Here is a 24,043-nt window from a genome sequence, read left to right as displayed (position 1 = left end):
TATGTAGCAATTAAAAGTCTATGAATTTTTAAGATTTTTTTCATAAAAGTTTTTAAGTTTGCCAAGATTGTTGAATACGTGTTTTGTTAGTCAATCAAAATTGAAGTCTTTGTTAAAAGTTAGCGACCATGCTATTCCATAAAAATTCACAATCGCTTTTATTGCAAAATACTCATCAAAATCTATTGAAAAATTAGTATTTTTTGCATAGTTCAAAATGAATTCTTTTTCCGTTTGTTCGTCATAATCGATATCTGAACAATGGTATGCTAAGTCAAAATATTTAGAATTCATTGATGAGTATTCTAGGTCAATTAATTTAATTTTATTGTTAATTGTCAACAATATATTTTCTCTGTTCAAATCATTGTGACTAGGTACTTCATTTTTAAGAAATTTTGACGCTTCCTGAATTAATTTTTGAGTGTTTTGGTCAAAAACTTCATTGAATTTTTTGTGTTCTTTTAACTCTTCAACATAAAATTTTATTCTATTGTGAATTTGATTATTTTTTAACTTAATTTTTGATGTGTGAAGTTTTGCGATTGCCTCAGCAAGCATTAATCTATTCTTTTTTAAACCTCAATCAATATGTTTATTCTTAATAAAATTACGGATAATTACATCTTTATCTTCATAAATAACTTTTTCAACTATATCTAGATGATTAAAGATTTCAAGTTTATTTAAATGATTAAAACTATTGTTGCGTTTATGTTGAATAAATAAATTATTTAATTTATATGACTTATTCGTATATCCTTTTGATATTTGCTCTAAATCATTGTTCAATAGCATTTTTTTGTATTTTTTTGCATAAGCCATTTTATCAAACGAATTGCAAATATATTGAAATTCGTCAAATTCTTCATCTGTAATGATAAACAATTCTTTTAATAATTGTTTATCAAAACCAATTTTAGACAGACTGATTACATCAAAAAGGGGGTGAGCTTTTCTAACTCATTCAAAGTCTATTAATTCAACATTGGCTTTATTATCAACTAATATGTTTTTTAAATTTAAATCGCAATGCGCAGTTACAAAATATTTAGGGTCTGAATATTTTTCTACTAATCTTTTATATTTGCAAGAATATCTTCCATAATAAAATAAATCAATAGCCGGTAATTTAATATTTTGGCAATGAAACTCTTTAACTTTTTGAATTATTTTTCTTTGTAATTCGTTATTTAACTCAATATTTTCGATTGTGTTTCCTTCGAATCATTTTCTAATTAATACACCTTTTTTATAATAATAAACATTGGGTAAATTTGTTAAGAAATCTGACTCAAATTCATGATTGACTAAATTGGACGTTGGAACTCGTAGTTGGCAAAAAATATTTTTATATTTTGCTTTAAATGTAACATTGTGAAAACCCTCATATTTGAATTCAATATCACTTAAATCTTGCAAAATATCTTTATCAACTTTATTGTTCAATAAATCTAAATATTTATTCATATTTTTAATTATAACTAAATAATGTTTGTATCAGACATTCTTGTGTTTGGTGTTTTGTGTGTATCAAAAATAAAATTAATTAAAGATTTATGATAAGGTAGAAATTCATTGCTATCAATCATTGAAAATAATTCTTGTTTGTCCACAAATTTTATTTGCTCAATTTCTTCATTTATTTCTATCTTTTCAATGTCAATATCTAGATTACATACATAGTACTCGCAAATAAAATTCCTTACGTTTATTGAGAAAAAAGGCTTTTGATTTTCCAAAACTAAATCAATATTCAATTCTTCTTTGGTTTCACGAATTATAGCTTGATAAGGAGATTCTTTACTGATTACAGCTCCACCTACAGTTAAGTCTCAAATATCGGGATAATACTTCTTATTTTTAGAACGTTTTTGAATTAATAATTTACCTTTTGAATTGAAAATGCAAAGAAAAACGTATAAATTATTTTCATTATCATTTAGTTTTTCGCCTCTAATATTTGTTTTGCCTGTTATTTGGCGATTATCATCATAAATGTCTAAAATTTCTCGAATACTCATAATAATCCATTATACTTAATATAGTGAAAAATAATGTAAACTGGAAATTTTATACAAAAAAAACCGTTAAATATAACCTATAAAATTGCAGGTTATATATTTTTGATAATTTTTGTTATTTTAATTGGTGTTTGTGCATTCATAGGATGAGATAAATTCACAAGAGCGTTATTTGTAGATAATATTAACTTAGATAATAGTGTTTTTAGTGTAAAAGGTGGACTTTTTGGAAGTTTATTTATTTCTCTTGTTTTAGCATTTTTTACATTGCCTTTTAGCTTATTTATTTCAATTAATTGTGCTGTATTTATTAATTTTCGATTACCATCAACTCTTAAAATGTATACAAGGTTCTTTTATAAAATTATTGGTGGACTTTCATCATTAATTTTTGCTCTTTTTGCTCATCAATTCATTTCTGAGTTTACAAAAATAGTTTTTAGACTAGAAAACGGCTTTAACATTATTACTGCAGTTCTTATGTTTATACTTCTTAATTCTGCCGCTGTTACCAATTTGCTTAATAAATTATTCCAAGGGGTAAAAGTCCATAATTTAAGATATTTAAACACTCATGGTTTTAAAACTAGTTTCATAGTTCATAAAATTATTTTTAAAAACTATCGAAAAGAAATAATTGACATAGCCTTTATTGCCTTTTTCAAGGTTGTTGCCGAAGCATCAGCCGCAGGATTCATTTTACAAAGTAACAATAGTTTCAGTGGTTTTGCTAATGGTTTTTGAGGTTTTTTAACTTCAAATCCTAGACCCGCAGCAACACTTATAACTACAAGTTTTGTTGCGAACAAAGATATTGCCAACATTAAGGACTTTTCATATGCGCTTACACTGCTTTTATTATTGTTTATTACAATTGTAAATGTTATATTCCATCTTTTAAATAAACCAATTCGCCGCGAAATCACAGCAGATAAATTAGTTAACAAATATGAAGTTAATAATAAACTTAAAACATATGAAAAGATTCATTTTTCAATTGAATTGGTAACATTTGTATTTCTAACTTCTATACTAATAATTATGATATTGGCTCTATTTATCAAAGGTTTAATTACATTATTTAAGCACCAAACAATTTGAACATTTAGGCCAGATTCTACAATTTGAAGCGCCGCAACAACTCTTTACGCATCAATTTTTGTATCAATTCTTGTTATTCCGCTTTGTTATTTTGCGGCTATTTATTTTAATAAAAAACATAAAAATAGTTTTATTTCAAATTTTGTAAATTCACTACTTAAATTTACTCGCGGCATTCCTTCTGTTGCTTATGGTTTATTTTCTTATTTCTTCATAATTGATGTTTTAAACTTAACTCTTGATGCAACAGAAAAAGCTTCACTTTTAGCTGGTGTAATTAGTGTTTCAATTATGTTTATGCCTGTTATTTATTCGTTTTTTGCAACTCAATTGAAGAAACTTGATAAAAAATATGTAAAAGTTGCTTTTAATAAAGGGATAGATTACCAATTAATTCGCAAGGAAATCAAAATTAAGTACATCATTGTTATGATAATAACTTCAATTGTTACAGTATTTATGATGTTTTTAGCTGAGACTTCGGCTCTATTAATAACAACTGGTACACACAATAGTGATAGATTTTCTCTGTTTTATTCAGAGATGACGCTAACAACAAGAATGATGCAAGCATTTTTGAGTAAGGAACCTGGAACTCTTTTAACTTCATACGAATGTTGCACTGTTATGATAATATTAGTCGCTTTCTTTAGTTCATTAAAATATTTTGCACTAAGAAAATGAGATGAAAAAGTAAATCAAAAAATTAAAAAAATGCTGGCTTAAAAAAAGCCAGTTTTAATTAATGTTTTACAAATAAAAAATCCGAAAAATCCAGATTACTTCATTGTTTTTTCAATCAATGCTACTACATCGCCAATTGATTGTAAATTAATTAATTCATCGTCGCTTACTCTAATTTTTAACTCTTCTTCAAGTTCGAAAACTAGTTCCGCCAAAGTTAATGAATCAATTTTTAATTCTTTCAATAATGAATCCATGTTCACTTGTGTTTTTGTGTACTTTTGAATTCTAGAAATTACTAAATCTTTAATATTCATAAGATTATTATACAATAACAAAACGATACTTATTATTAATATCTTTTATCATTGAAACTCCCTCGATATTTTTTCAAATGTTTTCGTGTAATGGGTTAATTTCAAAAATTAATTTACCATTATCTTTTAAATATTTTTTATATTCTTCAAGTATTTTACGGTAAAAATAAAAACCTTTTTCTGGAGCATATAGAGCATTTTGAGGCTCAAACAATAATTGATTATGATTTTCTAATAAAACATCTTTATCTAAGTATGGTGGATTGCAGATAATGAGATCAAATTTTCCTTTTACATTCGTAAATAAGTCACTTTGGACGATTTCAACATCATTTGCGTTAATATTGTTTATTTTTAAATTTTCTTTGGTTTGTTCAATAGCATTTATATCTATATCAGCCATTGTTAGTTTAATATTATTGGCATTTTTTTTGATTGACAAACCAATAAATCCAGAGCCGCAACATAAGTCCAAAACATTGAAATTTGAATTGTTTTGGACAAATTTATTCAAAACAATTCAAACTAATTCCTCTGTTTCATAGCGAGGAATTAGAACATTTTTATTAAGTAAAATTTTAGTATTTGAAAACTCAATAAATCCCATAATATATTGAATTGGCATACCACTTTTTAATAATTTTTTTTCTTGTTCATTGACAGATAATTCAAGTCCATATCTTCGTTTTTCTTGTAATAAATCTTCAATTGTTGGCATTATTTAAGACCGCTTGCAGCAATTTTTTGATTTTGCTCTTCTGTCAGTAAACTTTGAGTAATTGGCTCAAGTTTTCCTTCGATAACTTGTTTTAAAGAAGTAGAAAAACCAATTCTATGGTCAGTAACCCTATCTTGTGGATAGTTATAGGTTCTGATTTTTTCACTTCTATCACCATGGCCCGCTAATTTTCTATAACCAGCCTCTTCATCTTGTTTCTTTTGTATTTCTAAATCGTAAATTTTAGATCTTAAAACATTCATTGCTGCTTCACGGTTGGCAATTTGACTTCTCTCATCTTGAGAAGTTACGACTATACCTGTTGGAATATGTGTAATTCTAACTGCAGAGTCGGTTGTATTAACACTTTGCCCACCTGCTCCTGATGAACGGAATGTATCAACAGTAATATCTGAGGCTTTAATTTCTATCTCGATACTATCATCTAACTCGGGCATAACTGTCACTGTGGCAGTTGAAGTGTGAACTCTCCCTGAACTTTCTGTTGCGGGTATTCTTTGAACTCTGTGTACGCCAGTTTCAAACTTTAATTTTGAATATGCTTTTTCACCTTTTACCATGAAAACAATTTGGCTAAATCCGCCCGCACTCGCAACAGATGAAGAAATTGTTTTATATTTAAAGCCTAGTTCGTCAGCATATTTTGTATACATTCTGAACAAATCGCCAGCAAAAATATTGGCTTCGTCACCGCCAGCTGCTCCTCGAATTTCAATAATAACATTGCGGTCATCATTTTCATCTTTAGGTAAAATTAATATTTTCAATTCAGCTTCAAGTTCAATTAATTTTGATTCGTTTTCCTCAATTATTGATTTGGCGAATAAAATTTCTTCTTCATCTTTTGAAGAAAGCATATCTTTTGCTGATAATAGGTCTTTTTCAAGGTTTAAATAGGTTGCAAAAGTACTTGCAATATCCTTAATTTTACCCATTTCTCTATTGATTTTTGTATATTCTTTTATGTTGTTTATAACTGCTTCATCATTAAGTTTTGCTGCGAATTCATCATATTTTGACTTAATTCCGACAAGTGATTTATACATTGTTTGTTCCATAGTTTTAAATTATAAACTATAGACCATTGAAACTATATTTTTTTTAAACATTAGTGATTTTTCCCAAAATCAATAAAAAATCAGTCTTTATGGCTGATTTTAAACTTTTTTAACCCTTGTTAAATCATCATTTATTTTTGAAGAGATAAACTTGTAAATTAGGTAAATATATGGAATACCAAGATTAGTTTCAATTAGTGAATCTATTAAAATTGGACCTCATTGCGGTTTTCTAATTCCATTAATTAAAAGTGCAAATTCCCAAGCAAATTGAACAATAATGCCAATGAAAAGCATTCTTAATATTGGCAATTGAGATTTTTTTGTAAAAATATTATAAATAATGATTGCAAAGTAACCAACTATTAGCATTATTGCCATTACTCAGTGATACTTACCTGTTGTTCTTCAAATTATGATTTCTTTATGTGGCAAGCCTTTTGCAATCATTGCAGAACAAATTCATCAAATTAATATTAAAAGAGAAAAATGCAATAAATATTTGTCTTTTTTAATTGCTAGTCAAATGAATAAAAAGTTGGTTGTTCCATAACTCATAGATAGTCAAAATAAGAATGCTTCTGGATTTGCGTTTAACACAACTCTCGATCCCAATAATTTATAGAAAATTCCTCAATCAACTATAAAGTAAAGAATTCCGCCAAATAAACTAAATAGTGCGGTGAAATATCTCTTTTTAAAAATCAATAATACATAAAGCAATATCAAAAACGCGCAATCAAGCCAAATAATTGATGAAGGCATTTGCCTACTTGGAATATTATTGGGAATATCTATTGAATTTGAATTTGATAAAATATTTAAAAAATGCATAAAGCTCCTTAAATGTATATTAATCCTTATAAAAAATCAAGCAAAAAAATTGCTTGATATTATTATTTCTCAATTTTAACTTTAATTCCAGGGCCCATTGTAGGTGAAACAACTAAGTTTTGCATGTAAGCACCCTTAACGGCTGATGGTTTAAGTTTTTTGATTAATGAAATTACTGTTTGTGCGTTTTCAACAAGTTTGGTTGTTTCCATTGAAACTTTACCAATTTGTGTATGAACAATACCAGCTTTGTCAGTTCTATAGTTTGCTTTACCTTTTTTAAGTTCTTCAACCGCTTTTTCAGGAGTTGGGGTAACTGTTCCAGTTTTTGGGTTTGGCATTAGACCTTTAGGTCCAAGTTTTTTACCATATTTACCTAAAACAGGCATCATTGTTGGGTCAGCAACCATAACATCAAAGTCGAAATCGTCTTCTTTAATTTTTTGTTCTAATGCTGATGCGTCAACTACTTGGTCAGCGCCAGCAGCCTTAGCTAATTTTTGTTTTTCTGCATTATTGGTTACAACTAAAACTCTAACAGTTTTACCAGTACCATTTGGTAGTAAAACTGCACCACGCAATTGTTGGTCAGCTTTACGAACGTCTAGGTTTAATTTGAATACTAATTCAATTGATCCGTCAAATTTTGTGTATGAAGTTCTTTTTGCTAATTCAATAGCTTCTGTTAAATCATATGCAACTGTTCTATCAAATGATTCTCTAGCTGCTCTAATTTTTTTACCAACTTTAGCCATTATTTGTCTCCTTTAGAAGCTTCTTCATAACCTTCAATTGAAATGCCCATATTTCTTGCTGTACCAGCAATTGTTCTCATTGCAGCTTCAATGTCGTCTGTGTTTAAGTCAACTAATTTGTATTGAGCTATTTCTCTTAATTGATCAACAGTGATTGAACCAACTTTTGTGGTTTTAGCATTTGAACTACCTTTTGGTAATTTAGCAGCTTGAATTAGTTTGTAACTTGCAGGAGCTGTGAAAACTTTAAACTCAAATGACTTGTCATTGTAAACAGTAATTTGTACAGGAACTGGTTCATCCCCTCTATCACGTGTAGCATCGTTAAATGCACGTGTAAAATCAGGCATGTTGATACCAACACCAGCTAGTGCTGGACCTGGTTTTGCTTGTCCGGCTTTAAATTGTAATTTACGAACACGAACAATATCAGCTTTTGATTTTGCCATAATATTTATCCTTTCGATAATTGTGGTTCTAGCGATATAAATCTCCCACTAGTTTAGAGGCAACTTAATATAAATTGCTTTTTAATTATATATATAAATTAAATTGAGCAAAAAAAATAATTTTATCCAATTGATTTTGCTATTTGAACTCCAAAATGAATAAATTCGTAAAAAAGCAAATTGAAATATTTTTGATTTTAAAATTATTTTTTTGCAAAAACTAAATTTTCGTTGAATTGTCAAAATCCTTTTTTGGACTTTTTAGCTATTGACTGTATGGCAATTAATTCATCATAATAATTCATTATTTCATTTTTATTATTTCAATATGTTAATTTATTTCTTGTTTTAGAAATATATTTGACCCTTGCTAAACCCTCAGAAATTAGTTCTTTAGCAACATCTTTATTCCTAAAATTTTTGACAATTGCAACTAATCTATTGTATTTATCCTTAGAGTGTATTTCTATATGAATTGGCTTTTTCGAACAAATTGAATATAGAAAGTCTTTTGCTTTATTAGCATAAATGTTTTCAAGTTTCGCAACCTTATTATATTTTTTTAAAGTTTCTGGAGTATCTATCCCGAGTATTCTTATTGAATTGAATTTACTATTCTTTTTGTCAAAAAATCTAATTGTATCTCCGTCAATTATTGTGTAATTTTCAATTGTTAATTGGTTAGATTTTTTAGCAAACGAAATTACACATGAATTTGTAACTAGGGGGATAATCACAATTGATAATAGTTTAAATATTTTGTTCATACTTTTCATATGATTCATTATGATTTTGTTTTAAGAAAAAAACTTTTTTAATAAAAAAAGCAATTTAATTGTTGAACTTTTTGTTTAAAAGTTCCTCAACAATTTTAATTGCTTTAGTCGGGTTTACTTGGCCACCTGATATTTTCATTAATGAACCTTGAACCATTTTTAGAACTCTTTCAGGTCTTTCAGGGTATTCATTAATAACTTTTTCATTCTCTAAAATTATCTGATTTACTCATTTTTCAATTGTATTGGTATCAGAAATTTGTTCCAATGAATGCTCTTTAACTAGTGTATTTATATCACCTTCAAAATTCACAAAAAGTGGTATTAATTTTTTGAATGAGCGACCGCTAATGATTTCTTTATCCATTAAATCAATGGCTTGTTCCAATAATTTTGTTTGGATTTTTAGGTCAATAACATGACATTGCTTAGAATTAGCTAGTGAAACTAGCTCGGCAAAAAATAATTTAGACAACTTCTCTTTGTCTTCATAGTTTATTGAATCAAAATATTGAGCAAGTTCTAAATCATTAACAAGTGAATCAATATATATTTTTTGAATTCCATAAGATTCGTATCTAGAAGTTTTTTCCCAAGGCAACTCATTTAATTTTATTGAATTAATAAATTCATTACTTAATTTGATTATTGGGATATTTGGCTCTGGAAAGTATTTATAATCAACTTCACCTGTTTTAGTTCTCATTGTAATATTTGTTTGATTTTCCGGGTCAAAACGTTTGGTTTGTTGAAGGATAACTTCTCCAGTTCTTAATTTTTTTATTTGCTCAGAAATTTCGTTTTCAATTGCTTTTGCAATACCTCTGAAAGTATTAATGTTTTTTATCTCGACTTTTGTCCCGTATTTTTCAATGCCTTTTGGTCTAATTGATATATTTATATCGGCTCTTAATGAACCTTCTTCCATTTTCGCATCGGAAATACCAAGTGCTAATGCGATTTGTCTAATTTGTGAAACATATGCAACTGCTTGCTGAGCATTTCTAATGCAAGGAGTAGTAACTATTTCAATTAATGGAATTCCAGCTCTATTATAATCAAGTTGTGTTACCTCTCCATGATGTTGACGAGCTGTATCCTCTTCAAGGTGAATTCTTTCTATTTCAACATTAAAACCAGTGTTTTGGTCAATTAATAATTTACCATTTGAGCCAATTGGTCTAAAAAATTGTGTAATTTGAAATCCTTTTGGTAAATCTGAATAAAAGTAATTTTTTCTATCAAAATGAAGTTCTGTATCAATATCCATTTTTAGTGCTCTAGCCAATTTAATACCACTAATAACGGCTTCTTTATTCAATAATGGCAAAGTTCCGGGATAACCTAAGTCAATTTGATTAGCAGTTGTGTTTGGTTCTGCATTAAAATCTATTTTTGCAGGTGAAAACATTTTTGTTTTTGTATTCAATTCTAGGTGTATTTCAATTCCAATTATTGTTTCATAATTATTCATGATTACCCCCTAAAAATTCTTCAAGTCATAGGGCATGTGAAAGGAGTTTTTGGTCCTGATAAATTGATGATTGAAGAGCAATATTTACACCCAAATTTTCTTTTATTTTAATTCAAGGCATTGTTATTGACGGATTTCCTGCTAGGTTTGAAGCAGTCAAAATATAGTCCATATATCCATATGAATTATTTTTGGTTGAGTCAATAAACGGCGCAATATTTGCGCTTGCTGGATAAATAACTAAATCATATTTTGAGTTTAATTCATCTCAATATTGCTTGATTACTCTTCTTACTTTTTGAGCCTTAATAAATAGCTCTTTTTGATTTTCTGAAAAAAGAAAGAAACTACCTAATGTTAAACGACGTTGAACCATTGTTCCAAATCCTTGACTGCGAGTGTTTGTCATTATTTGTTCTCAATTGTCACCTTGTTTTCGTTGACCAAATGCAATTCCATTTAAATTAGCTAGATTTGAGGATGCTTCTGAATAAGAAATAATGTCATATACTGGTTTTACAGCCATCAGTAAATCTTCATTAACTTTTACTTTTTCAATTGTAATATCAGTATTTTGGATGTTTTTAATTAACTCGTTATACTTCTCACTAACTTGTTTTTCTAATAAATTACTGTCAATATCTAAGAAAGCTATTTTGCTTGGTTTCACTTTGTTAATATTGCTTATTTCAATATCTAGAGATGTAAAATCTTTTGAATCCTTCCCATAAAGCACTTGCGAAATTACAGCGATATCATTAACATTATGAGCGAAATAACTTACAGTATCCAAACTTGATGCATACGCAAACATTCCATATCTACTAATTGCTCCATAACTAGGTTTAAAGCCAACTTGCGAATTGTATGAAGCAGGTAGCCTTACTGAATCACCTGTATCAGATGCCAAAGCAAAAGAAATATTTTTAGTTAGTGTTGTTGTTGAACCTGAAGATGAACCCCCGGCCAATCTTTCATTATCGTTAACATTTCTTATTAATCCAAAAGCACTAAAAGTACCTGTTCCCCCGAGAGCAAGTTCATCATTATAAACTTTTGCCACTGGCAATGCCCCTGCATCAATTAATTTTTGAACACAAGTTGCATTATAACCTGGCTTAAATCCCTCTAAAATTAAGCTAGATGCAGTTGTTGCTGCGTCGTTTGTTGCAAAAATGTCTTTTATTGTAAAAACAGCATTATTTAACAATCCATCGCCAACTTTTTTTGCCTGTTCATAAACAAAAGCAACTGAATTATTTTTATCATTTTTTAATTCATTTTTTGCGTTTTCAAAATTTCCTTTAACAATTAGATTCATTATTTAACCACCCTTGTTGTAATTATGTAATTATCATCTTTTTCAGGAGCATTTTCAAGTATTTGTTGTTTGGAAATTGAAAATGAATTATCTTCAACATCTTCGCGCAAAAAATCAATTAATGGAGTTTCATTAATGTGAGTAAGAGGCTCAATATTTGATGTATCAATTTTATTCATAATTTTCATTTGTTGTTGAATTTGTTCTCATTCAAGCAATATTTGGTCTATTACTTGTTCGCTAGGTTCAATCATTAGACGTTTAACTATGCTGAATAATTTTTCTTTATCTATTGACTTCATGGCTATCCTTTCAATTTTTTGGCAGTGCTATAAATTCTTTTTTATTTAAGTATTCAAGGTGGTTGGTTAAGTTATTAAAGACAAGTTTAAATGAATGTAGATACATTCTTTTTGCGGGTTTGCCACCATATTTAGTATCGCCCAATATTGGCGCATTTAATGCAGCACAAGTAACGCGAATTTGGTGCTTTCTTCCAGTTAAAATTTGGGCAAAATATTCGTTATTTTCTGATCATATTTTTGTTGATGATATTTTAGAATCAACGTCTTTTGAAACAAACATTTTTTTATCGTATTCATTTTTTTTTAAATTGAATTGGTATAAATTATCTGCGATGAAATTTTGGGGAATGAACTTATATATTTTGGTTAAATATTTTTGCTTTTCATTCAGCATTTTTAATGTCTTGTAGTTTTTAGCATAAATAATTAAACCGCTTGTTAACTTGTCTAATCTGCCAACATGGCTAGGTTTAAAAGAGTTTATTTGGCTAAAATTCAAATATGAATAAACTTGGCTATCTAATGAGTTATGGGAAGAGTGAACCTGCACACCTTCTTCTTTATTGATTAAAAGTACATTTTCATCCTCATAAACAATGTCGAATGAGTGAGTGTTTTTTACTTTTTCAATTAAAAATATGTCATTTTGGTCAATGCCATATACATCAATAACGTCTCCATTTTTTATAAGATAGTTTGGATCCTTGGTTTTTTTAGAGTTTATTTTTATGTTGCCTTTGCGAAATGTTTTGTAAATGATTGAGTTTGGTGTTTTTTTATAGATCGAAGTTATGAATTTAATTAGCTTGCGACCCTCATCATTTTCTGATGCAATATATGTATTTTTGGTCATAATAATGCAAAATAGTGGTAAAAACCACTATTAATTATCTGATCTTTGTGAGTCAAAGAAGTTAAATTCGTCTTCGTTTTCTGATTCTACACCATCAATATAGTTAAACTCTGTCAATTTTGGTAAATCGCCCATTGTTCTAATTCTGAAATAATCATAAAATTTGTTTGTTATTCCGTATAAAACGGGGTTCCCTGGAGTGGGGCTAATTCCAACTTCCTCAATAACTCCTTTTGCAAGCAAAGTGTTCATAACTTGTTCACTTGCAACACCACGAATGTTATTAACCATTGAACGAGTAACTGGTTGTTTGTATGCAACAATACCAGCCACCTCAATAGCGGCGTTAGATAAACGATGTTTTTTGACAACTTGAACTAGTTTTGTTATGTAGTCTTTGTATGTTTCTCTTGTTGCTAGCTTGTAAACTTCATTGAAAATTACAACTTTTAAAGCACCATCTCGATTATTGTAGTCTTTTGTGAAGTCATTCATAACTTTTTTTGCTTCTTGAACTGTATTTAGATTGAAAATTTCTTTAACTTGTTCAAGATTTAATCCTTCATCACCTTGAACATAAAGTAGAGCTTCTAAAATATTATTTTTCATAATCAGGTCCTTTTTTGAATGTTATTGTGCCAAATTGTTCTTTTTGTTCTAGAACAATTTTTTGAGATTTAACTAGTACTAAAATTGCGATAAAAGTAATTACAAAGTGATCCATTGAAGGTTGTGAAAAAATCATTTCGAATGTAACTTCATTGTATTTTTTGAATAGATCAAGTATAAAAGGTATTTGATCTTGTGGTGTTAATTGAAAGTGGTCTAATTTGGTTTTTCTTAACTTTTGAGCATAAGTTCGCTCAAACATTTTTCTTAAAATTGTTATTAATTTTAATGGATTTGAATGACCGTCAAGTTGTGTTTTGTCATCATCAATTAAAAATTCTTCAATATCGCTCGGAGATTTAATGAAAATTTCTTTTCTGGATTCTTCGCGTTCACGCAAAGCTTTAGAAACTTCTTTAAATTGTTGATATTCGTAAAGTCTTCTTAAAATTTCCCTTTTGTCTTCTTCAATTTCTGGTTTTTCATCAGGGGTATAAAGAATCATTTTGGTTTTTAAAGCAAGTAAGGTTGCTGCCATAACCAAATATTCGCTTGCTAAATCAATTTCGTGATCTTGCAAATCTTGAATAATTGATAAATATGCGCTAGCCAACTGAGCAACATCGATGTCCATGATATCTTTGTGCTTATCTTGAACAAGACTTAAAAGCAAATCAAGGGGCCCATCAAAGTTTTCAATTTTTATGTCGAATTTTTTGTTGTCATTAATGTATAAATTATCCATTTAATAATCTCTCTTCAATTTGTTTTTTAACTTTATTTAAAACAACATGGTTATCCATTGTTATAAATTCGTTTTGCTTAATAGGTTTTAAAAATTCGATTTTAACTTTTATTTTTTTACATCTGTTTTTGTTTAAAACTTGTCTTGTGTCGCTTATTGCTACTGGAACTATAGGTAAATAATATTTTTTAGCAACTCTTAGTGCACCAGCTTTGAATTCACCTAATGACTCTTCGTTAATTCTTGTGCCTTCCGGGAAAATAACTCCTGATGTTTTATTGGTTTTTACAAATTCGCCAAATTCATCTAATGTTTTTATTGACTGGCGAATATTGCTACGATTAATGAAAAAAGTATCTAATATTTCAAGGATTGATTTGATAATTTTTCTTCTTTTTAATTCAATTTTGGCAATAAATGTAGGAATTCTATTTTTACCCATTAATTTCTTATCTTTATGTTCAAGTGCTGCTAAAACAATGAAAGGGTCAAAACTTGATTTATGATTTGGTAATAACAATGAAGGTCCTTTTGGCAAGTTTTCGTAACCTTTTACTTCAATATTCACATTGAAATATCACAATAATTGTTTAGCTCTTTTTAATACTTGATCATTGCGAAGCTGTGGAGGTGTGTCTTCGGGCATTCTTTTGTATCTGTTTGCAAGAGATTTAAGACTTCACATACATCATAAAAAATGTCATCATAGAAATATCATCTTTAAATTAAAGCTCATTGTTACTCCTTATCTGTTGCTACAAATGCAACAACTAAATCTTGTTCATTAGAAGTTAATATTTTTCAATCTTTATATACTCACACGCCATTATTTTTTTGGATATTTATTTGGTCAAAAAAACACAATGAATTATCAGCTTTAAAAAGCGCTTCTTTAATTGCTCATAAACTTGCTAGATAATGAGCCTTATCAACTTGTGTTTCTAACCTCTTTAATTCATCAATATGACAAAATCGTTTTTCAAATCCAGGTGTTAACTGTTTAAACCTAGAAATACTGGTAATATCAACTCCAATTTTCATATTGTAATTATAATTAAATTTTAATATTTAGATATATATTAATATTAATTAAGTTTGATAATTTTTGTTAATTGATTGTAATTTTTGAATAATTTTAATAAAAAATTCCTTTTTATTGCTTTTTCCAAAAAATAATTAATTGTATTTTATGAACAAAAACAGAGGAATGCTACTAGAAAAAATTATCAATCAAACAATAAATCATTATGAACAACATAATGAGGCTCTTATTGAGAAAAAGACTTTACCAATTAAATTTGCTAAAGTAAATGAAAATAATAAACTTACAGGCGCATATGTATTTAAAAAGAGTACAGTCGATTATATAGGTTGTTACAAAGGTAGTTTTATTGCTTTTGAAGCAAAAACAACTAACGAAAATAGACTCCCAGCATCAAATATATTAAAACACCAAATAGAGTATCTTAAAAAAGTTAATGAAATGAATGGTATTGCGTTTTTTATAGTTCTTTTTTCAAATGTCGATGAGTTTTATTTAATACCTGCAAGGTATTTTGCGGAACATTGAAAAAAATCTTGGTCATATGAGGAAATAAAGCAAGCTGGATTCTATATTGAATTAACTTTTCCTGGTATTATTGATTTTTTACCATATCTTCATTCAATTTAACTTTTTGAATAGTTTTTGTAGTATGTTTGGTAAAAAAATAAAACATCGCTTCGGATGTTTTATTAAGAATTATTTAACTGTTTCCTTAAGGAATTTAGAAGGTTTGAATTTAATAACTTTTTTAGGTTCGATTTTAACTGTTTCTTTTGTGAATGGGTTTATTGAAGTTCTGCCGGCTCTTTCAGTTGTTTCAAAAGTACCTAGAGCACTTAGTTGAACTTTTTCTCCTTCAACTAAGCGGTCTTTAAGAACTAAAACAAATTTATCAAAAAACTCATTTACAATTCTAACTGGCACGTCCATTTTTTCCGCAACTTCAATTATGAATTCTTTTTTTGTCATATTTTCCTTTCATTATGTATTTATTTAATTTTATTTAATTTTTTAAAAAATATTCATTAATTTTTATAAAGATTGAATTTTCAATGTGAAAAGAAAAAATATGGCCATTATTCCATATTTATTCTAAACCTGATTTATTTTTAAATATTAACTTTATTGGACATCCAGTAAAATCAATCATTTGGCGTATTTGTTTTTCAAGATATCTTTCGTAGCTTCAATGCAAGAATTTTTTGTTATTAACATAAAAAACAAATGTAGGAATTCTTGAATCAATGAATTTACGTGCAAAATAAATATTTAAACGTCCGCCATTATAAGGTGCTGCGGGTTGAATAAGTTGAGTTTCTCTAATTAGGTTAGAAAGCAATGAAGGTTTAATATCGCGTTCAAGATTTTCTTTAACTTTAATTATTGTGTCTAAAAGTTTGTCTATTCTTTTATTATGCAATACTGAGACGAAGCAAAATGGAACTCAAGGAACAAAATGAAATTTATTGCGCATATTTTTTTCAAAATTTGCCATTGTGTTTGTTTCTTTTTCAATTAAATCTCACTTGTTTACAACAATAATTATTGGCTTGGAATTTTCAAGAGCATAACCAATAATTCTTGAGTCAAAATGACTCAATTCTTTTGTAGAATCAATCATTATGATTGATAAATCCGATTCATCAAGAGCGCTGATTGCACGCATTAATGCATATTTATCAATCATATCGACGATTTTGCTTTTTTTAGTAATTCCCGCAGTGTCAACAACTTCAAAATTTTGATTTTTTATTGTTATAAAAGTTTTAACTGCATCACGAGTTGTTCCGGCGATATCACTAACAATTGAGCGTTCTTCACCAGCTAATAAATTTAATAGAGAACTTTTCCCTGAGTTTGGTCGACCAATGATGGATAGTTTGAAATTTTTCTCAGTTTTTAAATCATCTAAATTTAAATTTTTCAAACACTCATCAAGTACATCACCAATCCCATGACCATGTTGTGCACTAATTCTAAAAATATTCTCAACACCAAGTGAATACCATGATCAATTAAACATGTCAATATTGTCTAGTTTATTAGCAACAACAATTATTGGTTTGCCGCTTTTTCTTAGAATGCTTAATATCATTTGGTCATCATTTGTAATTTCACTTGATCCATCAACCATAAAAATTATTACATTAGCTTCATCAATAGCAATTTGGGCTTGAACTCTGATTTGCTCTTGAAAAGGTCTATTTTCAATTTCAATTCCGCCTGTGTCAATTATTTTAATTTCTTTGCCATTTCAATCAAAAGTTTCATATAAGCGGTCACGAGTAACGCCGGGTTCATCATAAGTAATAGAACTACGTTTGCCAATTAAACGATTAAATAAAGTACTTTTACCAACATTTGGTTTGCCAATTATTGCAATTACATTATTTCTCATTTACTGCTTCCTTAATCATTTCAATAATTGTTAAAACAACTTTTTCAAAGCTCATGTCGGTACAATCGATTAATTTTGCATCTTCAACTTTCATTAAGGGGTCATTTTTTCTGGTTGTATCTTGGTAGTCTCGCTCGATGACTGCTTTTAGCACGTCATCGAAATTTGTTTCGTATCCTAATTCCTTATTTTGAAGAATTCTTCGATTAGCTCTTTCTTCGGGAGTAGCGGTTAAAAAGATTTTAATTTCAGCATAAGGCATAATTCTGTAAGTAGTATCCCTGCCATCCATAATGTAACCCTTGCTTGCTTTTGTTATTCTTTGTATGTAGTCAACAACATATTTACGAACATCTTTGTATATAGCAATATCAGACGAAATTTTTGAAATGTGATCAGCTCTAATTAGTTGAGTTATATCTTTTGAGCCTGCAAAAATTCTTTGTCCTTCCGCTAAATGGATATTTAAAATTTTATCGTCTAAACATTTATTAACTTCTTGCTCATTTTTGTGATCAATTTTTAACTCGTGGATAACAAAAGCGATAGCTCTATAAACACTACCTGAACTTAAAAAAGTGTAACCTAATCTTCTTGCTACTTCTTGCGAAACTGTTGACTTGCCAGCACCAGACGGTCCATCGATTGCTATATTAATCTTCCTCATAACGACTCCTAAATATTTATATTATTTAATAATATACTAAAGTTGAATTTTATTGATAACAATTTCTGAGGATTCATCTATTACCAATGTGTCTTTATTGTTGAATCTTGAATCTAAGCCAATATCATAGTCAGAATCAACTTGAATTTGTTCAATATGTGTATTAATTAATTCCTCAATTTCTTTGTCTTGGAATGATACTGATTTAAAAATGTTAATTGGCGAAGATTGTTGTTTTGTTTCAAATATGAACAATTCTGATTGCAACTCAAGTAATTTTGCAGTATCAATTGGTGAAACTTCAGATTGGTATTTTGATTCAAATTTTTCAACAAAAGAATCGTCCAATTCTTTAATAATTTGAAAATTCCCAGTTTTTTCTAAATATCAATTAACATTTTTGTTTAATTCGGGATCCAACTTTAAAAGGCTTTTTAACATTGACTTTTGTGAATATTCATTACCTTTTTCAACCTTTAATCATTCATTGTTTTTATTGGCATTTTTGGTTTTCATACAATTATTTTAGCAATTTAATAATTAGATGTTAATATTAATAAAAAAAATAGCTTGCGCTATTAGTTAAAAGACTTTATGTAATCTGTGTTTGTTGTATCATTAAATTCTTCTAATGATTTTGCCAATTTATTCATTTCACTATTGGATAGGTCTGGAATTACTACCTTTAATAATATTTTTAAGTCACCTGCACGATTAGATTTTCTAACACCCTTGCCATTTAAAATTAGAGTTTTTCCGTTTTGATATGATTTTTTAAGTTTAATGGTTTCATTTCCATATGGGGTTGGTACTAGTACATTATTTTCCTTTATTATGTCAATGAATGAAACTGGATATTCTAAGTATAGATTTAAACCATCTCTTTCAAAGTGTTTATGTTTTTGAACCTTAATTTCAATGTATAAATCACCATTAGGGCCGCCATTTTCCCCTCTGCTTCCGTAGCCTGTAATTTTAATTCTTTCACCATTATCAGTTCCAGGAGCTATATTAAATTTAACTTGTTTTTGAACCTTGTTTGTAAGATTGCCCTTGCAACCAGAACAAGGGTTTTTGTTTATTTTGCCCTGTCCGCCACAACTGCTGCAAGTTGTTGTTGAATTAATTATTCCAAAAGGTGTTCTTTGTTGAATTTGTCTATGCCCTGATCCATTACACATTGAACAAGTAATAATATCGCTTGGATTTTGTGAACCTTTTCCATGGCAAATTGAACATTGTTCTCATTTGTAAAGAAGTTGTGTTATTTCAATACCTTTAATTGCATCATTGAAACTTATTGTTAATGATGCTAATTGATCATCACCTCTGATTGGGCCAGTATTTCTTTGTGAGCCAAATCCGCCTCCAAAAAAACTTGAAAAAATATCACCAAATCCACCAAATCCACCAAAACCTTCGAAACCTTGTGGCCCATCTTCGCTTCCATAACGGTCGTAATTTTCGCGTTTTTGTTTATCGCTTAAAACTTCGTATGCTTCGTTAAGTTCTTGCATTTTAGCATCACTTGTACCATCTTTAAGTTTGTCGGGGTGATACATCATTGCCAGTTTTCGATATGCTGTTTTTATTTCTTTGTCAGTCGCATTTTTCGAAACACCTAATATTTTATAATAGTCTTTTTTACTCATGTTTATTATTTTAGCACAAAGAATGTAAGAGTGCTAAATTAAATTAAAAAAGAGTTAAACCCTCTTTCTAAATAATTGATTCTTTGCAATAGTGAATGATGAATAGTAAGTTTTATAATATGATTCATTCACAATTAAGCCTAAAAATAAGAAATATGCAACCGAAGAAACAAACAATGCAATATACATAAAAGTGCCAATCGTGCCATATTTTTTATAATCAATTTGAGTGGATAAAAATCCAAAAGATGAGATAAATAAAATGTTGGGTATAGCAGCAATAAGCACGCCTGGTAATACTGAATTTCAAGTAAGTTTAAACGAAGGAGAAAATTTGAATAATAGTGTAAAACCAATGTATACAACAAAAATTAAATAGATATAAAATGTGATATAGAAAAATGTTTTTTCTGATGTTGAATCAAATTCAAGGCTAAAAAGTTTATAAAAATAAATGTAAATTACAGACATAATAAAAAGGTAAAGTGTTATTGAAAGAACAATTAAGAAACCTTTAATTCTGTTTATAAAAAAGTTACCTAATGATTCATGTCCATAAATGTAATTTTGTAGATATATAAATCTTCCTCATCCGTTTGAACCAATTCAGGTCGATGTTAGTAGCAACAATGTTATTGTTGTATATTGGAAACCAGTGCTAGGGCCTACTTGCGGCATTTTTATAACTTGTTTTAAGCCAGGAATTATTCTATCTAAAATAACATCAATAAATACAGTTGAATAATCAGAAATAAATGAAAGCAGCAACACTAAAACAGTTAAAATTGGCACAAATGATACCAAGAAATAAAACGATAAGGAAATAGGAATAAATACTGAATCTGAAGAAATGAATTTTGAATAAGTTCTATCTATGAGTTCTCGACTTTTATTTTTGTTTTTTCAACTGTCTTTTGGTGTAGAAACAAGCAATATTATTTTTATAAATCATTTAATTATTGTTTCTACAATAACCCAACCTTTTGACTCGTTTGGTATTATATTTTTTGAAATTAATGATTTTTTATTACTTTTTCGATAGGCTTTTTTAAGTTTTTTGAGCTCTAAACCCGTATAAATTTTTTCATTATTTGTATTCTTCATTATTAATAGAATTATAAAAGTTTATAAAAAAAGCGTTAGTAAATTAATTTTACTAATGCTAATTTATATTATTATTTTTTACTAAATTAATTGAAAAAACAATTCATTTAGTAAATTAACATTCACAGTTTTCTTCAGATAATTCAATATCTTCTATTCTTTGTTGGTGTCTTCCGCCTTCAAATTGAGTTTTTATATATTCATCAACCATTTGTTTAGCTAATTCAAATGAAACTTGTCTTCCGCCTAATACCAAAACATTAGCATTGTTATGTTGTTTTGCTAACATTGCATCTTCTACACTTGCAATTCTTGCGGCTCTTATTCCGTGGTGACGATTCAATGCATATGAAATACCTAAACCAGTTCCACACAATCCAATTCCAAATTCAACTTCATTATTTTTAACATAGTTTGCTAATTTGTGGCCTTGTAGAGAATAAGATTCTTTTTGTGTTTCGTCTTTTGGTCCAAAATCAACTGCTTGATAGCCTAATGATTCTATATATTCAACAAGTTTATTTTTTAACTCAACTGCGGCGTGGTCGCTTGCAAATGCAACTATTTTTTTTGTCATGTTTCTCCTTTTCATTGAAATATTTGTTTAAATTATATTTGTAAAAAACGTATAAAATTCATAATTTTTTCCTTTTATTGGCAAAACTTTAAAAACACATTATTTATTTGTATGAAAATAACAAAGCAATATGACACAAAGGATTGCGGACTACATGTCTTGCAATATTTAATACAAAAAATTAACAATGAATATGTAGAAATAGAAAACTTGAAATTGATGGCACAATATGGGGAACAAGGAATAAGTTTAGCTAATTTGGCCAATATTGGTGATAGGTTTGGCCTTAAATTAGATTCATATGAAGTTGAATTTGAAAAAATAATAACATTTAAAAACGATGAATTACCATTTGTTGCTCTTGTTGATAATAAAGGGTCTGCTCACTATCTAGTTGTTGAAAAAATAACAAACTCATCAATATATGTGCAGGATTCTTCAACAGGTAAAAAATCCAAATTATCCTTTGAAAAATTTAAACAAATTTACGCCGGAATTTGCAGTTTTGTGTATAAATCAACTCGTAAAATTAACTCAAAGTTAGAAAAAATCGAAAACAAAATTAAGTCATATTTTGTACCGACAAAAAATGATATTTGACTTATATTGATTTCACTAATTTCAATTATTTTATGTTTCTCTACGTCATTTTTTGTCAAAATTGTTTTTGACAATATTTTGCCCAATAAAATGCACAAAGCATTAGTTATAACTTTTGTTGCTTTTATATGGCTCAACATAATTAGATTTATTAGTAGCCTAATTAAAAACATAATCGTTGAAAAGATTGCAAATAAAATCGAATTCAATTTAAAATCAATTGTTTTCGAAAAATTACTTAAACTTCAAAGTGACCAAAAATCAAAACTAACAAACATTGAAATTTTAAAAAGAATAGGGTATATAAGATTAATTTCTGAATATAAGGCCAATTTTATTTACTCATTTTCTACTGACTTGATAACAATCATTTTAAGCTGCTCAATGTTAATATGAATTAGTTTAAAGTTATTTTTAATAATATCAACAATTTGTTTAATTGCGAGTGGCCTAAACTTATTATTCAAATTATATTTTGAGAAAAGTTACACTAAACAAATTGAGTCAAGCCACGATTATGCACAAAAAGAATTCGATAGTATTTACTGCCTTGAATCATTCAATAATTCATTGGATAAAAACTATTTAGAGCTTGTTAGAAATAATTCATTTGTAAATTTTAGAAAACAAGATTTTTCTCTAAAAAAGAACAAATATTTAAACGATTTTGTTGTTGATTGCATTTTAGCAAATTTAACTCAAATAATTGTATTTACAGGTACATTATTGTTTTATAAAAATGAAATAAGCATTGGAACAATTGTAATGATTTTAACTATATCAAACTTTTTTGTGAGTCCAACACTTTCATTGAGTGCAATAATAATGACAAAAAACATCATTGATAAACATGTTAATATGATTAATTTCTTGCTAAACATTGACCATAAAGAATTTGATAATCAAGGGATAAAATTAAGTAAAATTGACTCAATTCAATTAAATAATATTGAATTTGGTTACGAACATAGTAAACCAATATTTAAAAAATTAAACATGCTTATTGATAAAAACACTCGTTTAGTTGGGGAAAATGGTTCAGGAAAGAGTACTCTTTTGAAATTATTAAACTTGCGATTTTACAATTTCTCAGGAAAGCTATTTTTTAACAATAACGCCTGTGAAATAATTGATAAAAATTACTTGTTAAATAACTCCATTCTTTTAAACAATCAGATATATATGCCAAATGATACAATTAATAATTTTCTAACTAGTCAAAACATAGAAAAAACAAAAACTTTATATGAAAATTTAGAAAAGTTTAAACTAAATGAAATACTTGAAAATTTAAATTTAAACCTTTCTACAACCATGACGAATAATGCTTCTAATTTATCGTCAGGTCAAAGGCAATTTGTTATTTTGCTCAAACTATTTACACAAAAATTTCATCTTATAATGCTGGATGAGGCGTTTGAAAATCTTGAAAATAGCGTTTATAAAAAATTAAAAAAAGCAATTAATAATTATCAAGATTCAGCATTATTTATTGAGATAAGTCATAATGCAAAAATAATTTCAAATGCAGCGGAGGTTAAAATTGAAAAAACTAACTAGTATAAGCCCTTGAATTTGAGTTGTGTGCTGTTTATTGATTATAGGCACCGTTGGGTTATTGTATTTTGTTTTAAACTATGAAATTGAAAAAACTTTTAATATAAATTTACATGTTGATGAAAATAAAAAAATGATATTGTTAGCGCCCGAAAAGTATTCATTTTATATTGAAAAAGGTAAAAAAATAACAATAAAGCATGACCAAAAGTTTTATGATTTAGTCATCAAAGATTTTGCTAATATTAATGGAACTTTGACAATAAATTTTGGTTCAATACCAAAAAATTTAAAACTTGTAAAAAATACTAATTTAGATGCAGTTCTTTATTATGGTCAAACAAAAATATTGTCGTTAATCCTACCATAAATTAATATGAATATTTAATTTAATAATAT

At 28.0% G+C, this 24,043-nt stretch carries 27 protein-coding genes and 1 pseudogene; 4 read left to right on the top strand and 24 right to left on the bottom strand.

What is annotated here, in order from left to right:
* Window positions 1-18 precede the first annotated feature (18 nt).
* Together EXC34_RS03485 and EXC34_RS03480 are read right to left on the bottom strand one after the other, a co-directional pair.
* Complete coding sequence (locus EXC34_RS03485) at window positions 19-1,470, bottom strand: phosphotransferase (protein ID WP_129687915.1); 1,452 nt, start codon at window positions 1,468-1,470, stop codon at window positions 19-21.
* A gap of 14 nt (window positions 1,471-1,484) precedes the next feature.
* Complete coding sequence (locus EXC34_RS03480; protein WP_129687914.1) at window positions 1,485-2,024, bottom strand: NUDIX hydrolase; 540 nt, start codon at window positions 2,022-2,024, stop codon at window positions 1,485-1,487.
* A 102-nt stretch (window positions 2,025-2,126) separates the two neighbouring features.
* Between EXC34_RS03480 and EXC34_RS03475 the strand changes: the two genes are divergently transcribed.
* Window positions 2,127-3,851 (top strand): ABC transporter permease subunit, encoded by a 1,725-nt coding sequence (locus tag EXC34_RS03475; RefSeq protein WP_129687913.1) that lies wholly within the window; start codon window positions 2,127-2,129, stop codon window positions 3,849-3,851.
* Window positions 3,852-3,904: 53 nt separating this feature from the next.
* Here the strand turns inward: EXC34_RS03475 and EXC34_RS03470 are convergent, their stop codons facing one another.
* The 15 genes and pseudogenes from EXC34_RS03470 to EXC34_RS03400 form a co-directional block, all read right to left on the bottom strand.
* Entirely contained in the window at window positions 3,905-4,126 is a 222-nt protein-coding gene (locus EXC34_RS03470; RefSeq protein ID WP_129687912.1) for a phosphopantetheine-binding protein, read from the bottom strand.
* A 7-nt stretch (window positions 4,127-4,133) separates the two neighbouring features.
* On the bottom strand, window positions 4,134-4,844 hold the full coding sequence (gene prmC / locus EXC34_RS03465; protein ID WP_129687911.1) for a peptide chain release factor N(5)-glutamine methyltransferase: 711 nt from the start codon (window positions 4,842-4,844) through the stop codon (window positions 4,134-4,136).
* Window positions 4,844-5,923, bottom strand: a complete 1,080-nt coding sequence (prfA, locus tag EXC34_RS03460) for a peptide chain release factor 1 (protein ID WP_129687910.1) — start codon at window positions 5,921-5,923, stop codon at window positions 4,844-4,846. The genes prmC and prfA overlap by 1 nt, the downstream gene beginning before the upstream one ends.
* Before the next feature lie 99 nt (window positions 5,924-6,022).
* Window positions 6,023-6,757, bottom strand: a complete 735-nt coding sequence (locus EXC34_RS03455; RefSeq protein ID WP_129687909.1) for a hypothetical protein — start codon at window positions 6,755-6,757, stop codon at window positions 6,023-6,025.
* 62 nt (window positions 6,758-6,819) lie between these two features.
* On the bottom strand, window positions 6,820-7,512 hold the full coding sequence (rplA, locus tag EXC34_RS03450; RefSeq protein ID WP_004420999.1) for a 50S ribosomal protein L1: 693 nt from the start codon (window positions 7,510-7,512) through the stop codon (window positions 6,820-6,822).
* Between the two features lie 11 nt (window positions 7,513-7,523).
* Window positions 7,524-7,961, bottom strand: a pseudogene (rplK, locus tag EXC34_RS03445) (50S ribosomal protein L11); the annotation flags it as partial.
* Between the two features lie 203 nt (window positions 7,962-8,164).
* Window positions 8,165-8,728, bottom strand: coding sequence for a thermonuclease family protein (locus tag EXC34_RS03440; protein WP_165001220.1), 564 nt, complete (start codon window positions 8,726-8,728; stop codon window positions 8,165-8,167).
* A 64-nt stretch (window positions 8,729-8,792) separates the two neighbouring features.
* Entirely contained in the window at window positions 8,793-10,211 is a 1,419-nt protein-coding gene (gatB, locus tag EXC34_RS03435; RefSeq protein WP_129687907.1) for an Asp-tRNA(Asn)/Glu-tRNA(Gln) amidotransferase subunit GatB, read from the bottom strand.
* Window positions 10,204-11,532, bottom strand: a complete 1,329-nt coding sequence (locus EXC34_RS03430; RefSeq protein WP_129687906.1) for an amidase family protein — start codon at window positions 11,530-11,532, stop codon at window positions 10,204-10,206. Before EXC34_RS03430 ends, gatB begins: the two co-directional genes overlap by 8 nt.
* Window positions 11,532-11,834, bottom strand: a complete 303-nt coding sequence (locus EXC34_RS03425; RefSeq protein WP_096386757.1) for an Asp-tRNA(Asn)/Glu-tRNA(Gln) amidotransferase subunit GatC — start codon at window positions 11,832-11,834, stop codon at window positions 11,532-11,534. The genes EXC34_RS03430 and EXC34_RS03425 overlap by 1 nt, the downstream gene beginning before the upstream one ends.
* Complete coding sequence (locus EXC34_RS03420; protein WP_129687905.1) at window positions 11,818-12,690, bottom strand: pseudouridine synthase; 873 nt, start codon at window positions 12,688-12,690, stop codon at window positions 11,818-11,820. Before EXC34_RS03420 ends, EXC34_RS03425 begins: the two co-directional genes overlap by 17 nt.
* 30 nt (window positions 12,691-12,720) lie before the next feature.
* Window positions 12,721-13,299 carry an SMC-Scp complex subunit ScpB gene (gene scpB, locus EXC34_RS03415; RefSeq protein WP_004421017.1) on the bottom strand — a complete coding sequence of 193 codons (579 nt, stop codon included), beginning with the start codon at window positions 13,297-13,299 and terminating at the stop codon, window positions 12,721-12,723.
* Window positions 13,289-14,044, bottom strand: a complete 756-nt coding sequence (locus tag EXC34_RS03410; RefSeq protein ID WP_004421018.1) for a segregation/condensation protein A — start codon at window positions 14,042-14,044, stop codon at window positions 13,289-13,291. The genes scpB and EXC34_RS03410 overlap by 11 nt, the downstream gene beginning before the upstream one ends.
* Window positions 14,037-14,780, bottom strand: a complete 744-nt coding sequence (locus EXC34_RS03405) for a lysophospholipid acyltransferase family protein (protein ID WP_129687904.1) — start codon at window positions 14,778-14,780, stop codon at window positions 14,037-14,039. Before EXC34_RS03405 ends, EXC34_RS03410 begins: the two co-directional genes overlap by 8 nt.
* Before the next feature lie 2 nt (window positions 14,781-14,782).
* Complete coding sequence (locus tag EXC34_RS03400; protein ID WP_129687903.1) at window positions 14,783-15,085, bottom strand: 4'-phosphopantetheinyl transferase superfamily protein; 303 nt, start codon at window positions 15,083-15,085, stop codon at window positions 14,783-14,785.
* A gap of 148 nt (window positions 15,086-15,233) precedes the next feature.
* On the opposite strand from EXC34_RS03400, the gene recU reads away from it, so the two are divergent.
* Window positions 15,234-15,716, top strand: coding sequence for a Holliday junction resolvase RecU (gene recU / locus EXC34_RS03395; protein WP_096386777.1), 483 nt, complete (start codon window positions 15,234-15,236; stop codon window positions 15,714-15,716).
* A 69-nt stretch (window positions 15,717-15,785) separates the two neighbouring features.
* Here the strand turns inward: recU and EXC34_RS03390 are convergent, their stop codons facing one another.
* The 7 genes from EXC34_RS03390 to EXC34_RS03360 form a co-directional block, all read right to left on the bottom strand.
* A complete protein-coding gene (locus tag EXC34_RS03390) occupies window positions 15,786-16,058 on the bottom strand; it encodes an HU family DNA-binding protein (RefSeq protein ID WP_129687902.1) in 273 nt (90 codons plus the stop codon).
* Between the two features lie 118 nt (window positions 16,059-16,176).
* The gene (gene der, locus EXC34_RS03385) at window positions 16,177-17,487 is read right to left on the bottom strand and encodes a ribosome biogenesis GTPase Der (protein WP_004421039.1); all 1,311 of its coding nucleotides are present in this window, start codon (window positions 17,485-17,487) and stop codon (window positions 16,177-16,179) included.
* Window positions 17,477-18,154, bottom strand: a complete 678-nt coding sequence (gene cmk, locus EXC34_RS03380) for a (d)CMP kinase (RefSeq protein ID WP_004421043.1) — start codon at window positions 18,152-18,154, stop codon at window positions 17,477-17,479. The genes der and cmk overlap by 11 nt, the downstream gene beginning before the upstream one ends.
* Before the next feature lie 36 nt (window positions 18,155-18,190).
* Window positions 18,191-18,670, bottom strand: a complete 480-nt coding sequence (locus tag EXC34_RS03375) for a hypothetical protein (protein WP_129687901.1) — start codon at window positions 18,668-18,670, stop codon at window positions 18,191-18,193.
* Between the two features lie 62 nt (window positions 18,671-18,732).
* Entirely contained in the window at window positions 18,733-19,806 is a 1,074-nt protein-coding gene (locus tag EXC34_RS03370) for a DnaJ C-terminal domain-containing protein (RefSeq protein WP_129687900.1), read from the bottom strand.
* A gap of 54 nt (window positions 19,807-19,860) precedes the next feature.
* Window positions 19,861-20,910: a YihY/virulence factor BrkB family protein gene (locus tag EXC34_RS03365; RefSeq protein WP_129687899.1), complete on the bottom strand. Its 1,050-nt coding sequence runs from the start codon at window positions 20,908-20,910 to the stop codon at window positions 19,861-19,863.
* A 115-nt stretch (window positions 20,911-21,025) separates the two neighbouring features.
* Window positions 21,026-21,487: an RpiB/LacA/LacB family sugar-phosphate isomerase gene (locus EXC34_RS03360; protein ID WP_004421117.1), complete on the bottom strand. Its 462-nt coding sequence runs from the start codon at window positions 21,485-21,487 to the stop codon at window positions 21,026-21,028.
* Window positions 21,488-21,598: 111 nt separating this feature from the next.
* Here EXC34_RS03360 and EXC34_RS03355 point away from each other — a divergent pair, with 111 nt between their 5' ends.
* Together EXC34_RS03355 and EXC34_RS03720 are read left to right on the top strand one after the other, a co-directional pair.
* Window positions 21,599-23,647: an Mbov_0121 family peptidase domain-containing ABC transporter gene (locus EXC34_RS03355; RefSeq protein WP_129687898.1), complete on the top strand. Its 2,049-nt coding sequence runs from the start codon at window positions 21,599-21,601 to the stop codon at window positions 23,645-23,647.
* On the top strand, window positions 23,631-24,014 hold the full coding sequence (locus EXC34_RS03720) for an MAG1140 family protein (RefSeq protein WP_129687897.1): 384 nt from the start codon (window positions 23,631-23,633) through the stop codon (window positions 24,012-24,014). The genes EXC34_RS03355 and EXC34_RS03720 overlap by 17 nt, the downstream gene beginning before the upstream one ends.
* Window positions 24,015-24,043 lie beyond the last annotated feature (29 nt).

The sequence above is a fragment of the Mycoplasmopsis bovigenitalium genome, from assembly GCF_900660525.1.
In the GTDB taxonomy this organism is placed as follows: domain Bacteria; phylum Bacillota_I; class Bacilli_A; order Mycoplasmatales; family Metamycoplasmataceae; genus Mycoplasmopsis; species Mycoplasmopsis bovigenitalium.
This window is presented reverse-complemented; position numbering and strand designations above follow the sequence as displayed.